Origin of the sequence: Parafrankia discariae (assembly GCF_000373365.1) — a bacterium.
GTDB lineage: Bacteria > Actinomycetota > Actinomycetes > Frankiales > Frankiaceae > Parafrankia > Parafrankia discariae.
In genome coordinates this window covers 41,725-55,447 of sequence record NZ_KB891226.1, presented here as the reverse complement: position 1 = coordinate 55,447, position 13,723 = coordinate 41,725, and the positions used below count along the sequence as shown (strand labels likewise).

Genomic DNA, 13,723 nt, shown 5'->3' with positions numbered 1-13,723 from the left:
CCGCCGCCCGCACGCGGACCGCCCGATACCGGACACGATCGCCCGCCGCTCGATGTTCCCGGGATCGGCGCTCACGCGATCCACGCTTCCACGGCCTGCCCCTGCCCAGCCTGCCCCTGCCCGGCCGGCCGGAACATCGGTACGAACACGTCCCCTCGCTGTTCGAAGGTCACCTCGNCCTCCATGCCGGTGCTGACCGCTTCGACGTCGCAGTCGACCACGTTGGTCAACAGGTGCAGATCGGGCTGCTCGGCGAGCACCACCCGGGCCACGACGTAGGGCGGCTCGTAGCCGGGGATCCACGGGCGGCGGACGACCGTGTAGGTCACCACCGTCCCGCGGCCCGAGACCGGCCGGGACGAGATCGACCGGGAATAGCAGCCAGGGCAGATCGGCGCCGGCGGATGGAACAGCCGTTCGCACGCCGCGCACACGCTGATCAGGAGCTGCCCGGCAGCCCCGCCGTGCCAGAAGCCGCGGCTGTCATCGTCAACCGCGGGTATGGGCCTGTCCACACCGGTCGCCGTACCGCCTCCGTTGTGAGGATTCTGCACAGGTCAGCGCTCCTGCTCGTCGACGACGGGTGGACATGGGCCGGTCGGTACTGCCTGCCGACGCCGGACGCCTTTCTTGCGCACGGTGACGTCGCCGGTCGCCTGCGCTCGGCAGGCGAGCCGGAGGCTGGTGAGGTCACGGCGGTGCGCGCCGGGGAGTCGGTGTTCGAGGGCGTCCCGTTCGTCGTGGTCGGGGGGTGTCAGGTGTTCGATGCCGGTGAGGATCTCAAGGTGGCAGACCGCGCACGTTGCCTGGCCGTGGCAGACGGTGGGCCAGTGGTACCCGAGGCGCCACGCGGCCTCGATGATCGTCTCTCCGGGTTCGAGTTCGAGGTCGGCGCCGATGGGGTCGACGTGTACCACCGGCCCTCGGGGCCGCCCTCTTTTTTGCGCGGTCATGTGTCCGCCCGGTCCGCGGAGGCGGCCTGGGCGGCGTGTTTCATGCCGATGTAGGAGAAGACGAAACTGTTGCCGATGCTGGCACCCGCGCCGAGATAGGTGCGGCCCATCACCGAGGCGGTGCAGTTCCCGGCGGCGTAGAGGCCGCGGATCGGGTCGTGGTTGGTGTCGAGCACGCGGGCGTGTTCGTCGCACAGGAGACCACCGCTGGTGCCGACGTCGCCCGGGTAGAGTTCGACGGCGTAGAACGGTGCCTTCTCGACGGGTGCGAGCGACGCGTTCGGCTTGTTGCCGTAGTCGCCCTGGTACTTTTCGTGGGCACCTTCGCCGCGGTGGAAATCGGGGTCCGTGCCCCGTCTCGCGAAGGTGTTGAAGCGGGTCACGGTGGTGGCCAGACCGGCGGGGTCGATGCCGCATGCCCGCGCGAGCTCGTCGAGCGTGTCGGCTTTCTTCATGTAGCCGCTGGCGAGCCATTCCTGTGGGGTGTTGGGACGGAACGCGAACAGGTAGCGGGAGCGGTGGCGGGCGTCCATGACGAGCCAGCTCGGGATGGATTCCCCGTCTACGTTGTGGGCGTACATCTGGCGGCCGGCTTCCATGTAGGAGACGGCTTCGTTGAAGTACCTGCGTCCGGCCCGGTCGACGATGATCGAACCCGGTTTGCAGCGTTCGCCGTTGTGCATGCTCGGACGGCCGCCGGGCTGGATGGAGGCCGGGATCCACAGGGCCTCGTCCATGAAGTCGACGGCGGCGCCCAGGCGCATGGCGGCCTCGATCGCCTCGCCGGTGTCACCCGGGTTGGCGCTGGTCCACGTTCCGTCGTTCGGCTGCCTCGAGTACCGTTTGCGCATCTCGGGGTTACGGCCGAAACCACCTGAGCTCAGCAGCACGGCATGACGGGCGCGAATCCGGATGGTGTGGCCGTCCCGGTCGGCGACGACGCCGACGACCCGGCCGTCCTCGGTGATCAGGTCGACCAGACCGGTGTTCGTCCAGATCGACGCCCCGGCGGCGAGTGCGGTCTTCAGGGTCTGGGCGATCAGTGCCCCGCCGTTGGCCAGCCTGGTCTGCCGCCGTAGTCGGCCGGCGGCCGTGCGCACCCCGACACGGGCGGCGGTGCGCATGGCTTTCGATCGTCGCTTGACCATCTGCAGCCTGGACGCCTCGCGGGTCATCACCACGATTCCGAGCCCCATCGTCATGCCCGGCATCAGCTTGTCGAACCACGGCCCGAGCTGTCTGCCGTCGGTCACCGCGGGTTCGAGGGAGCGCCCGCGGGCACTGCCGCCGCGGACACCCGCCACCCCGGCGTAATAGTCGCTGTAGCCCTCGCACCGCTCGAACCGCATACCCAGGTTCTGCAGGAAGCGGACCATCGCGGCGCCTTCGGTGACGTAGGCGACCCGGCGCTGAGGCGACGAAGCGGGACCGGCGTCTCCGACGACGGAGTCGAAGTACGCCAGCGCCTGTTCGAGGGAGTCGGGAACGTCGTCGGCCTGCATGAGCGGGTTGTTCGGTAGCCACAGGACGCCGCCGGACATGGCCGTCGACCCGCCGAGCAGCGGCTGCTTCTCGATCAGCAGTGTCTCCAGCCCACTCGCCGCCGCGGTCACGGCGCCGCCCAGACCACCGCCCGAGCCCACGACAACGACGTCAACGGCATGGTCGTAACCGGCGTCCGAATTCGACACGGTGCCCCTCCAGGGAGTGGATGGTTTCGGTACGGCGCTTCAGCCGGCGAGGTACCGGTCGAGTTCGGAGTGCATGTTGCTGATGAGCTGCTCCATCTCGGTGGCGAGACGATGCTCGCGGTAGCCACGCGAACGCAGGCCACGCTGCTGGCTCGCGATGTTGCTGAAGTCCTGGCGCGGGATCAGGCCCCAGTTCTCGGTGTCGTCGCAGGCGAACCGGCCCTTCAGCTTCGCCCGGCCGGGCTCCTCTCCCTCCGGATACATGGTCAGCGACCACACCTCGAAACGGCACCACTCCGGGTCGTCGTTGTAGGGGCGGGCCCGGTACGAAAGCGCGTTTCCGAACTGGGGAAGCATGAGGAAGTTCGGGAACAGGAAAACCCCCCCGCCCCACAGCCGCAGGCCCTCCGGTGTCGGATGCAGCGGGATGCCGGCACCTTCCGCGTAGTCAAGCAGCGCCCTGATCGCCACGGTCGGGAAATCCTCACCGGGTGCGACCCGGTTACGCATTCCCCGGAAGATGTTCAGGTCACGTTCGAGGGTCATCGCGTCCTGCCCCTCCCACAGTATCCGCGACCGCTCCAGGAACGCCTCTCCGCCGCGCCCCTGGGAGATACCGCCCGCGGTCGGGTCGAACCGACCCTGGAAACGGCCGTGGCCGTTCTCGAACGCGGTGTACTCGACATTCGCGAACGGATACTCGTCACCCAGGCCGAACGTGAGCTGCGGATGTGTTCCCATCACGTGATAGCCCTCGTGGAAAGCTTCCTGGGCCACCTTCCAGTTCGCGTTGAGGATGGTCTCCTTCCACCACCACACCCGCATGTTCTCCACGCACACCCCGTCCAGCAGCCCCGCTACCGGTGCCAGCGCCTCCCGCAGCGGGCGGGCGTCCGGATCCATGTTGATCCAGACGCACGCACCCCACGTGTCGACCCTGCACTCCTGCAGCCGGATGTCCTCCGGGCGCAGGACCTCCGGCGCGAACCCCTCCGCGCCATAGACGAACGAGTTGCTTCCGTCGAGGTTCCACCGCCAGCCATGAAACGGGCACACGATCTGCCCACCACGCAGCCGCCCGGAACCCGAACACAGCTGGGTGGCCCGATGGCGGCAGGCGTTGTGGAACGCCTTGATCGACCGGTCGGGCTGCCGCACCACCAGAATCGACTGATCACAGATCTCGTACTCGACGAAGTCACCAGGCTGCGGAATCTCCTCCAGACGGCACGCCATCTGCCAGACCCGCGGCCACAGGTACTCCTTCTCCAGTTCGTAGAAACCCCGGTCGTAATAACGCTCGCGCGGCACGTGTAAAAGGTCGCGCATCGGAAAAAAAATATCGCGAGCGACGACCGACCGGCGGTCTTCGGCGAGAGCCATCGACATCAACCTCCTGCCACACGGACTTCCCCACGGGGTCAGCCCGACGTCTGGATCGTCCCGATCTCGGCACCGATCTCATAAACCGTCTCGACGGCGCCGGTCCAGTGCACCGTGCCGGACGCACCGGCTTCCACCTCGGTTTCGGCCTTGTCCGTCGCGATGATGAACAGCGGTTCACCCTCCGTCACGTTCGCTCCCTCGTCCACGAGAAGCTCGATCAGCTCCGCTTCCGAGATCGCGACGGATACCCGCGGAATACGGATCGTGAAGTCAGCCACAGGCACCGTCCTCGATAATTTCCGACCGCAGCGTCCGCCGGACCGCCGCAGCAATACGTTCGGTGTTCGGATAGATCTGCGACTCCAGCGCCGAGGGGGCCGGATTCGGCACGAACCGGGCACCCACCCGTTCCACCGGCGCCGCGAGCACGCCGAAGAGCTCGCGCTGCAGAATCGCGGCGATCTCCGCCCCGGGCCCGGCGAACCGCACCGCGTCATGCACGACCACAGCCCGCCTCGTGCGACGTACCGCATCAACCATCGTCGGCACGTCGAGCGGAACCAGGGTGCGCAGATCAAGCACCTCGGCGCTGACTCCCTCCGCCTCGAGCACGGCCGCCGCGCCGAGCGACTCGACCACCCCCCGGCCATAGCCGATCAACGTGACATCGGTACCCGGCCGTTTCACGTCCGCCCGACCCAGCGGAATCGAGAATCCGGGGTCCACCGGCACCAACCCGCGTTGGCCCTGCAGACGAATCGTCTCCAGGAAGACACACGGGTCGTCATCGAAGATCGCCGACGTGAGAAGACCCTTCGCGTCCCGCGGCGTCGACGGAACGATCACCTTCAGCCCGGGAACGTGCATGAACCACGCCTCCAACGACTGCGAGTGCGTCGCCCCGGTCCCCAGCCCGCCGTAGACCTGTGTCCGGACCGTGATCGGCGCGGTTGTCCGCCCCCCGGTCATGAAGCGCAGCTTCGCCGCATGATTGACGATCTGATCGGCGGCGATACCGATGAAATCCATGATCATGATCTCGGCGACCGGGCGGAACCCCTCCATCGCGGCGCCGATCGCGGCACCCACGATCGCCGCCTCGGAAATCGGCGTGTCCAGCACCCGATCCGTGCCGTATTTGGTCGACAGCCCCCTGGTCGGCCCGCTGGAGCCGGGATCGGCGATGTCCTCCCCGAGCAGGAAGACACGCTCGTCGCGGGCCAACGCCTGGTCCAAGGCGAGGTTCAACGCCTCGCGCATCGTCATCCGTTGCTCGTCCACGTCCACCTCTATGCGGGTCGAATGATCGAGAAGGCGAGCAGCCGTCACGAAGCCGGCATCCCCCGGAGACGCGCCTCCCGTGACGCCCGCGGAATCCGCGGCCCAGCGGGATCCGCGAATCTAGGCGGGGCAGTTCCGCGGGTCGGCGTACACATCACGATCGAGTTCGTCGAGCGTCGCGGCCGGCGCCGCCAGAACCGCGGCCAGCGCCTCCTCGACCGCCGCGGTGGCGCCCGCCTCGATCTCGTCGAGAGCCTGCCTGTCGCAGACCCCCGTCTCCAGCAGGCGCGACCGGAACCGCGGTATCGGATCGGCCTCGACAGCGGCGGCCATCTGTTCGGCCGGGATGTACGCCATGGGATCCCCGAAGTAGTGACCACGGAACCGGAACGTCACGCACTCCACCAGCGTCGGGCCGCCCCCGTTCCTCGCCCGCTCCACGGCCCGCGTCAACACGGCGAGGAGGGCGACGGGGTCGTTACCGTCGACGCGGACGCCTGGCATCCCGTACCCGGCCGCCCGGTCCGCGACCTGATCGATCTTCATCGTGTGCCCGGTCGGCGTCATCTCGCCGTACTGGTTGTTCTGGCACACCAACACCAACGGCAGATCCCACAGCGCCGCCATGTTCGCCGCCTCGTGAAACGAGCCGGTGTTCGTCGCCCCGTCACCGAAGCTCACGGCTGTCACCCGATCCAGGCCCTTGCGCCGCGCCGCCATGGCCAAGCCCACCGCGACCGGCGGCCCGGATCCCACAATCCCCGTCGACAACATGACGCCCGAGTCGGGGCGGGCGATGTGCATCGTCCCGCCCTTGCCCCGGCCCGAGCCCACCTGCCGGCCCAGCATCTCGCCGTAGATCTCCACCAGCGGCACGCCCTTGCCGATCAGGTCATGCAACCCCCGATAGGTCGTGACCAACCGATCGTCCGGCCGGAGGCACACCCCCATCGCCGCGGCGATCGCCTCCTGCCCTCGAGGAGGCCAGTACACGCACTGCAGCTCACCCGACGCGATCCCCCGGCTCAGCCGGTCGTCGGCCGCCTTCATGAGCGTCATCAGCTCGTACAACCGGCGTAATACCCGTCCCGACAGGCCCGCCGTTCCATCCGTCGTCATGGTCCTCCTCCTGCGGCCGGCGAACCAGCGCCAGACGGCGACACGCGAAGCGGCCGAAAGGCGGGAGTTCGGGTATTTCTGTCGGGCCGACAGGCCGCGACACGGAGCATGGCCGCGCCGCGGAATCCGTATGGCCATCGCCCCGCCAGCGGATACTCCGCCAGCGATCACCGACGTATTCAATCATCAATCCGCCGGCGTATACAAGTCCTTCCGGCTATACGCTGGCGGTACGCTAGGCCAGTCGCGCAGACCAGCCGCCATCGACCGGGATGACGACTCCGGTCACGAAGGAGGCGCGGTCCGAGGCCAGAAAGGCCGCCACCTCGGCCAGCTCGCGCGGCCGACCTCCCCGTTTGAGCGCGGCCTTCGAGCTCATCTCACGCAACAGCTCAGGCGGCCCTTTCATGATCTCAGTGAGCGTGAATCCCGGTGCGATGACGTTTGCCCGGATGCCCTGAGGGCCGTACTCGACGGCCACCGCCTTGGTGAGCGCATGGGTTCCAGCCTTCGCGGCAGCGTACATGACCGACGTCCGGCTCTGTACGTTGACCGCTGAGATCGAGGAGAAGTTGACGATGCTGCCGCCGCCCGAGCGAAGCATCGCCGGAATCGCGTGTTCGGTCATGACGAGCACGCCGCGCAGATTCACCTGGGTCATCTTCTCGAACTCGGCGACGGTGACCACCTCGGGTGGCCGCGTACCGTGGGTACCGGCCACGTTCAGTACGGCGTCGACGCGTCCGAACTCCTTGATCGCGGCCTCGAACATCGCAGCGACGTTCGTCTCGTCGGAGACGTCGCAGTGGAAGGGGAGAACATTCCTGCCGACTTCGGCCGCGGTCTCCTTCTCGGCACCACTTATGTCGACGGCCACCACCTTGGCACCCTCCTGCACGAAGAGCTCCGTGGATGCCTTCGCTATGCCCGATCCAGCGCCGGTTATCACCGCCACCTTCCCGTCAAGCATGCCCATTACTCACCTCCGTGGACCGGCGCACCGGGACCGGTCACCTCGTCACCGGCACACAACGCGCGCACGCGGCCATGAGCGGGCCGCCGTTTTTGCTGACTCATCATGGACAGGACCTGGTTCCCCTACCTCTGCGGGCTCACGGGCGGCACCGCCCGCGGGCCGCCTGGCAACGGCACGCGAAAGGGTCGGCCACGCGGGCGCCGGCGAAGGGCCCAGAACGCGGTCAGGCCCTCGGACGGTCGCCGGTGATGGTGATGCGGCGCAGGACCCGTCGCTCCGCGTAGTCGGCGATCGCGCGATGTTGGGTGACCCGCTCCTCCCACACCGCGATCATGTTCGGTTGCCAACGCAGGCGGACGTGGAATTCCGGGGTGTTGACGTGTTCGTACAGCATCCGCAGAAGCGTCTCGTTCTCCCGCTCGCTCACCCCGACGAGCCGCTCCGTGTACACCGAGTTGACGTAGAGGGCCTTCCGCAGGGTCACCGGATCGGTGATCACGACAGGATGCACGTGGCTCTCCCCCTGACCGAAGGAGTCGTGGTACCGCGCCACCGCGGCGGTACTGTGCACAGCCTCCATGCCGTCGAACAGCCGCTGGTATCGGGACGACAGGGCGTCGAAGGCCGCGGTCATGCTTGCCCACATGGTGTCACCCCCGAAGGCCGGCACCTCCACCGAGCATAAGAGCGCGGCCTGGGGAGGCTTCTCCTGAGGACTCCCGTCCGTGTGCCAATAATTCGTCCGGAGTCGTACCGCGTCAGCGCCCTCCTCGGTCACGAAGTTGCCAGGACCTTTCCCATAGGGGTAGGCATAAAGATCACCGAAGACCGAGGCAAACGCCGAGAACTGCTCGCCGCTGACTTCCGTGTCCGCGTGGAAGAACAGCACGCCGTGTTCATGCAGCGATCGCAGCAGCACCGACGCCACCTCGTCCCCGTGGGCAACGTGGACATCGACACCGTGGACGGTCGCGCCGATGTTCCCGGTCACCTTCTCAAATCTCATACCGTCGACTGTTGAACGTTTCCGCGCCGGTGTTGTTTCTACACCCATGGATACCGACCTCCTTGAGCTGACGATGTCAGGACGCGCGCATCTGTTGGGCCGTGCGGACTCTACTGACGCTGGAGTCTCGGGGCCGATACGGCTCGCGCGATATCCGGCCGTGCCGCACACGACACTCGCCGAAGACGCCGAGGACTAACTCTCGTATCCGGGCAGTCCGAGCATCTCACGGGCCTCGGCCGGTGTGGCGACCTCCCGGCCCATGCTTCGAGCCATCTCGGCGACACGCGCGACGAGCTCGGCGTTCGTGGGCACGCCGAGTTCCTGGTACGGATGGTCGGCGACGCCGATGGCGACGTGGCCGCCGGATTCGATCGCGCCGGCGAGCGCCGGAAACGCATTGCCGCCGATCACACTCAGGAACCAGGGCCAGTTGGCCCGTGCCGGAAAGAAGTCGAGGAGAGCGTGCAGCCCCCTGATCGTCGCCGGATGTCCGTAACTGACGAACGGGTCCGCAAAAAGCGTCAGCTCACAGAACAACGGCTCTTTGTACAGTCCCATCTCGAGGAACGCCTCGGTGAGCCGAACCCCGGCGATGTTCCATATCATGGACACCGGCTGCACCCCGACGGCGCTCACGGTCTCGCAGATGTGCGTGAGCATCTTGGTCGTGTTCAAATAGACCCGCTCATCGCTGATGAACGCTCTGCGCCGCGCGTCGTACCGGTCCAGGTTGGTGGTCAGCATGTCGACTGGGACGCAGTCGGGCCTGGTCGCCGGATCCTTCGCCATCTCGACGATGTGCGCCAAACGCTCCCCGGCGGTGGGCAGCATGCTGGCACCCAGTGTGGGAAACGTGATGAGATCACTGTCCTGTTTGATCCGCCGTACCACGTCCGCGTACAGATCCACCTCAGCGGACTGCGCACCCGTCTCGGGATCCCGGGCGTGATAGTGCACGAGTGACGCGCCCTGCCGCCAGCATTCGACTGCCTGGCCGGCGATCTCCGCAGGGCTGTAGGGAACGTGTGGGCTGCTGTCCCTCGTCGTTCCCTCGTTGATCCGGACCTCGATGATGAGCTTCTGCTTCGTCATACCCACCTCACGTTCGCCACGCCGGCTTACATCGAGTCAGTCGGCCTCGTGGCCGAGGCCGTGGCGGGAGGGGAGCCCCGGGGCCGGGGCCAGCCGCCCGCGGACGGGATCACCCGGCACCTGGCGAGACCGCCACACCGGCGCGTCCGGCGTGGTGCCGACTCGGTACGCCGGGCTCGTGGCGGCTGCGCCCACGGGCCGGCTCACCCTGGACTTGGATCATCGTCCCGATATACCTCCTGGGCGACCGGCCTTGGGATGAAGGGACCCGCCTGCCCGCGACCCCCGCCCACCCACTTCCAACTGTTGTATACACCTCTCGGGCATGGTTGTATACAAACTGCTCGAGATCCGCAAGAAATGGGCTGGCCGCCGGACCGTCCGCGGTGCCGGGCATGTCCGGCTGGCTGGTTACGCCGGAGCCATGATCGATGACCGTGGGAGGTGGGGCTGCGTCCTCGCACGAGCGACCCTTGAAAGATCAGCACCGCGGCGGGACGGCGAGGACGGAGGCACCCGGCGGGACGAGGCGGGCCCTCGCCTGCGGTGACGGTCGACGCCTGGGCCCTGCCGTCAGGCCGCGTCGGTCCGCTCGCCGGCAGGGGCCTGCGACAGGCGAGGAAAGTACTTCGTGCACGGCCAGGTCGGGACGGACGTACATTTTCACCGGCCTGGCCGGCGCCGAACCCATGAAAGACACCAAAGTAGGACTGGGGCCGTGGACCCGCGATAGAGGGGCCTACCCAGAACAATGGAGAAGATGCCGCCAGGACCCCGCGTGAATGCGAGGCGTCCTCGGCGAGCGTGACACACGAGGCGGGCAGCTATGGACAGGCTAGAAGGACGCGGCGCGGTTGTTGTCGGCGGCGGGAGCGGAATCGGTCGCGGGATTGCTTTAGGTCTCGCCGGCGAGGGCGTGCGAGTCCTCGTCGCCGACATCGACTCGGGCAGCGCGGGCGCGGTACGCGACGAGATCGTACGGCGCGGGGGCGAGGCGCACGCTTCACGCGTGGACGCGACCGATCGCGACTCGTTAGCGGAACTCGCGGCCGGCGCGGCACGCGATCTGGGCAGCGTGCACGTGCTCGTGAACACGGTCGGCGTCCACACCAACGCTCCACTCACCACGGCCAGCGAGCAACTGTGGGCGTGGTTCGTCGAATTCCACCTCATGGCAGCCGTGCGCGTGGTCCAGGCGTTCCTGCCGCTGCTGCGTGGATACGGCGACGAATCGCACATCGTGCTCACATCGTCAATGGCCGGCCTGCTGGCGTTACCCGCGGAGCAGACGGGCGGCACGGACACCGGCGTGTACACCACGCTGAAGCACGCCGTTCTCGGGTACGGCGAGATGCTGCGGCACGAGCTCGCGTCCGAGGGTGTCGGGGTGTCGGTGCTCTGCCCCGGAGCGGTGGCGACCAATCTGGTCTCGACGTCTGCCCGGCACCGCCCGGAGCGGTTCGGTGGACCGGCGCCCGATCCGATGGCGGGTCGCGAGCTGCCGTCGAACCTGCCGCTGAGCATGATGTCGGACGAGGCCGTGGGGCCGATTGTCGTGCGGGGCATCCGCGCCAACCGCACCTACATCATCACGCATCCGGAGATGGCGGGCATGGTGCGTGCCCGCCACCAGCAGCTCCTGGAGGACTTCGCGTTCTTCTCCGAGACGTGACCGCCGGACCTGGCCGGATGGCCAGGCGCCCGTCGAACCGCGCCTGGCCGGGATCCCGGTCAGGCCCGGTTCGACGCGCTGCGCGGGACGTCGCGGAACGGGCGGTCACGGTCGGGCGTGCGCTCGCGGGGCATGCCCAGCACCCGCTCGCTGATCACGTTGCGGGCCATCTCCGTGGTGCCGCCGCCGATGCACGACGTCTGCCGCATCAGGAAGTCGTCGCCGCAGTTCGCGGCCGCGCCGTCGTCCGCCGTCCAGGCCGCGCCCGCGGGGCCCGCGATCTCGAACGCGATGGTGGCCTTCCGCGCGGAGGAGACACCCGCGAACAGGCGGGTGATCGCGGCGGACTGTTCGGAGATCCGGCCCGCGGCGACACCGCGGCCGATCCGGCGCCGGAGCGTCTGACCGACGAGCTCCAGCATGTGGGCCTCGCCGAGGAGATCCCGGACGCAGCGGTCGTCGAACCGCCCGGTGTCCCGGGCGACGTTGACGATGGAGTCGGCGCCGACCTCGCCGGGTGAGGTCCCCACCGGGATGCTGACGAACGGCGAGTTGAAGAGCATCCGCTCGTGGAACATCCACCGGGTGCCGACCGTCCAGCCGCCGTCGACGTCGCCGATGCGGTCGCTGTCCGGGACCCGGACGTCGGTCAGGAACTCCTGGCAGAACTCGGTAGAGCCGTTCAGCATCTCGATGCGGTGCACCTCGATGCCCGGCTGGTGGATCGGCAGGATGAACACGGTCAGGCCCCGGTGCTTGGGGACGTCCCAGTTCGTCCGGGCCAGGCACAGGCCCCAGTCGGCGGTCGAGGCGCCGGTCGTCCAGACCTTCGAGCCGTTCAGGATCCAGTCGTCACCGTCGCGGACGGCGCTGGTGAGGGCGGCCGCGACGTCCGACCCGCCGCTGGGCTCGGACAGCAGCTGCATCCAGATCTCCTCGCCCTTGAGAATGGCGGGGATGTGCCGGCGCTTCTGCTCCTCGGTGCCGAAGTCCAGCAGCACGGCACCGCAGGGCGAGAACGACGGCGCCTGCAGCCGCGCCGGGTATTCGTAGCCCACGATCTCGGCGTTGAACGCGCGCTGGTGGTCCGTCGTCAGGCCCTGCCCGCCGTACTCCCGGGGGAAGCCGATCCCGGCGAGGCCGGCGTCGAAGATCATGCGCTGGAGCTCACGCTCCCGGGCGAGCGCGGCGTGTTCCTCCTCCTCGGTCTGGACCGGTAACGCGAGGGTGGGCGCGAGTATCTCGTGTGGCTCCAGCGGGCGGAGGTTCGCGCGGATCCAGGCGCGGGCGCGCAGGCGGAAACTCTCGACGTCCTCGGTCATGCCCGCTCCTTCCGGTTCTCGAGCACGGTGCTGATGCGTTGGCGATGGTCGGCCGGCGTGCCGTACAGGGCCCGGTTCACGGTGACCCGACGCAGGTAGAGGTGCAGGTCGTGCTCGAAGGTCACGCCGATCCCGCCGTGGATCTGCACGCAGTCCTGGACCAGCTCGGAGCCGTAGTCGCCGATGAACGCCTTGGCGGCGCTCACCAGCTCCTTCGCGTCGGGCGACCGGTCGTCGACCGCCGCCGCGGCGGCGTCGTTGACGGCGTGGCAGGCTTCCAGCCACGTCTTCTGGTCGGCGAAGCGGTGCTTGAGCTCCTGGTAGGAGGCCAGCGGGCGACCGAACGAGTAACGGTCGAACGCCCATTGCAGCGTCATGTCGAAGGCGGTCTGCAGGGCGCCCACCGCCTCGGCGTTGCCTATCACCACGGCGAGCTGGAGCTGGTACTCGAGGAGCTCGTCGGCGTCACCCAGCTCTCCCACGAGGGCCTCGACCGGGAGTCGGACGCCGTCGAACGTCACCGCCGCGAAACGGCGGGTCAGGTCCGCCGTGCGCATCGGCTCGATCGACACCCCGGCGGTGTCGGTCGGGACGAGGATCTGCGTGAGCCCACCCTCGGCCCGGGCCGTGACCAGGATGTGGTGCGCCTGGCCCGCCGCCTCGACGGGGCGCTGGACGCCGTCGAGGACGACCTCGCCGTCGGCGATCCGGCAGCGCGGGCCCGCGGGGCCGCGGCCGTCGGTGTCGACGGCCGGGCCGAAGCACCACGCCGCGACCGACGTGCCGGCCAGCAGCGACTCGAGGACGGGACGGTGCGCCTCGCCGCCGAAGGTGCTCAGCGTCCCGGCGACCACGTTGGTCGGGACCAGCGGTCCGGGCGCGGCGTGCACGCCGAACTCGTGGGCGATCGTGGTGAGGTCCACCAGCCCCCCGCCGCTGACCGAGCCACCGCCGTGTTCCTCGCTGACCAGCAGCGACGTCCAGCCGAGCTCGGCGCCCTCGCGCCAGTAGTCGGGATCGAAGCCGGCGGGATGGTTCCGCAGACTCCGGACCTCGCTGATCGGCACCCGACTGGTCAGGAATCTCGCGGTGGTGTCCCGAAAGATCTCCTGGTCGGAGCTCAGTTCCAACAGCATGTCGGGTTTTCCTCCAGGTCGCTGGCGGCACCGGCGGGGCCGGATCGGCCGGATGCCGGACCGGTGGGTCCGGCCGGCCGGCCGGA

At 68.4% G+C, this 13,723-nt stretch carries 13 protein-coding genes; 1 reads left to right on the top strand and 12 read right to left on the bottom strand.

Features of this window, described 5'->3' with window-relative positions; all coding sequences use genetic code 11:
* Window positions 1-71 precede the first annotated feature (71 nt).
* The 10 genes from B056_RS0120425 to B056_RS0120380 all read right to left on the bottom strand — a co-directional run bounded on the left by B056_RS0120425 (window position 72) and on the right by B056_RS0120380 (window position 9,507).
* A complete protein-coding gene (locus B056_RS0120425) occupies window positions 72-515 on the bottom strand; it encodes a Zn-ribbon domain-containing OB-fold protein (protein WP_018503722.1) in 444 nt (147 codons plus the stop codon).
* A 42-nt stretch (window positions 516-557) separates the two neighbouring features.
* On the bottom strand, window positions 558-917 hold the full coding sequence (locus B056_RS37330; protein WP_018503721.1) for a 2Fe-2S iron-sulfur cluster-binding protein: 360 nt from the start codon (window positions 915-917) through the stop codon (window positions 558-560).
* Between the two features lie 32 nt (window positions 918-949).
* Window positions 950-2,644 (bottom strand): FAD-binding protein, encoded by a 1,695-nt coding sequence (locus tag B056_RS0120415; protein ID WP_026239928.1) that lies wholly within the window; start codon window positions 2,642-2,644, stop codon window positions 950-952.
* 39 nt (window positions 2,645-2,683) lie between these two features.
* Entirely contained in the window at window positions 2,684-4,027 is a 1,344-nt protein-coding gene (locus tag B056_RS0120410; RefSeq protein WP_026239927.1) for an aromatic ring-hydroxylating oxygenase subunit alpha, read from the bottom strand.
* Window positions 4,028-4,065: 38 nt separating this feature from the next.
* The gene (locus B056_RS0120405; protein WP_018503718.1) at window positions 4,066-4,308 is read right to left on the bottom strand and encodes a lipoyl domain-containing protein; all 243 of its coding nucleotides are present in this window, start codon (window positions 4,306-4,308) and stop codon (window positions 4,066-4,068) included.
* Complete coding sequence (locus B056_RS0120400) at window positions 4,301-5,311, bottom strand: alpha-ketoacid dehydrogenase subunit beta (RefSeq protein WP_035752202.1); 1,011 nt, start codon at window positions 5,309-5,311, stop codon at window positions 4,301-4,303. Before B056_RS0120400 ends, B056_RS0120405 begins: the two co-directional genes overlap by 8 nt.
* Window positions 5,312-5,431: 120 nt before the next feature.
* Window positions 5,432-6,430: a thiamine pyrophosphate-dependent dehydrogenase E1 component subunit alpha gene (locus B056_RS0120395; protein WP_035752192.1), complete on the bottom strand. Its 999-nt coding sequence runs from the start codon at window positions 6,428-6,430 to the stop codon at window positions 5,432-5,434.
* Window positions 6,431-6,665: 235 nt separating this feature from the next.
* On the bottom strand, window positions 6,666-7,406 hold the full coding sequence (locus B056_RS0120390) for an SDR family NAD(P)-dependent oxidoreductase (protein ID WP_018503715.1): 741 nt from the start codon (window positions 7,404-7,406) through the stop codon (window positions 6,666-6,668).
* 223 nt (window positions 7,407-7,629) lie between these two features.
* The gene (locus B056_RS0120385; RefSeq protein ID WP_026239924.1) at window positions 7,630-8,460 is read right to left on the bottom strand and encodes a TauD/TfdA dioxygenase family protein; all 831 of its coding nucleotides are present in this window, start codon (window positions 8,458-8,460) and stop codon (window positions 7,630-7,632) included.
* Between the two features lie 147 nt (window positions 8,461-8,607).
* Window positions 8,608-9,507 carry a BKACE family enzyme gene (locus B056_RS0120380; RefSeq protein ID WP_018503713.1) on the bottom strand — a complete coding sequence of 300 codons (900 nt, stop codon included), beginning with the start codon at window positions 9,505-9,507 and terminating at the stop codon, window positions 8,608-8,610.
* Window positions 9,508-10,333: 826 nt separating this feature from the next.
* Between B056_RS0120380 and B056_RS37325 the strand changes: the two genes are divergently transcribed.
* Window positions 10,334-11,179 (top strand): SDR family NAD(P)-dependent oxidoreductase, encoded by an 846-nt coding sequence (locus B056_RS37325; protein WP_026239923.1) that lies wholly within the window; start codon window positions 10,334-10,336, stop codon window positions 11,177-11,179.
* 59 nt (window positions 11,180-11,238) lie between these two features.
* Here B056_RS37325 and B056_RS0120365 read toward each other — a convergent pair whose 3' ends face one another.
* Complete coding sequence (locus B056_RS0120365) at window positions 11,239-12,501, bottom strand: acyl-CoA dehydrogenase family protein (RefSeq protein ID WP_018503709.1); 1,263 nt, start codon at window positions 12,499-12,501, stop codon at window positions 11,239-11,241.
* Entirely contained in the window at window positions 12,498-13,637 is a 1,140-nt protein-coding gene (locus B056_RS0120360; protein WP_018503708.1) for an acyl-CoA dehydrogenase family protein, read from the bottom strand. Before B056_RS0120360 ends, B056_RS0120365 begins: the two co-directional genes overlap by 4 nt.
* Between the last annotated feature and the right edge of the window lie 86 nt (window positions 13,638-13,723).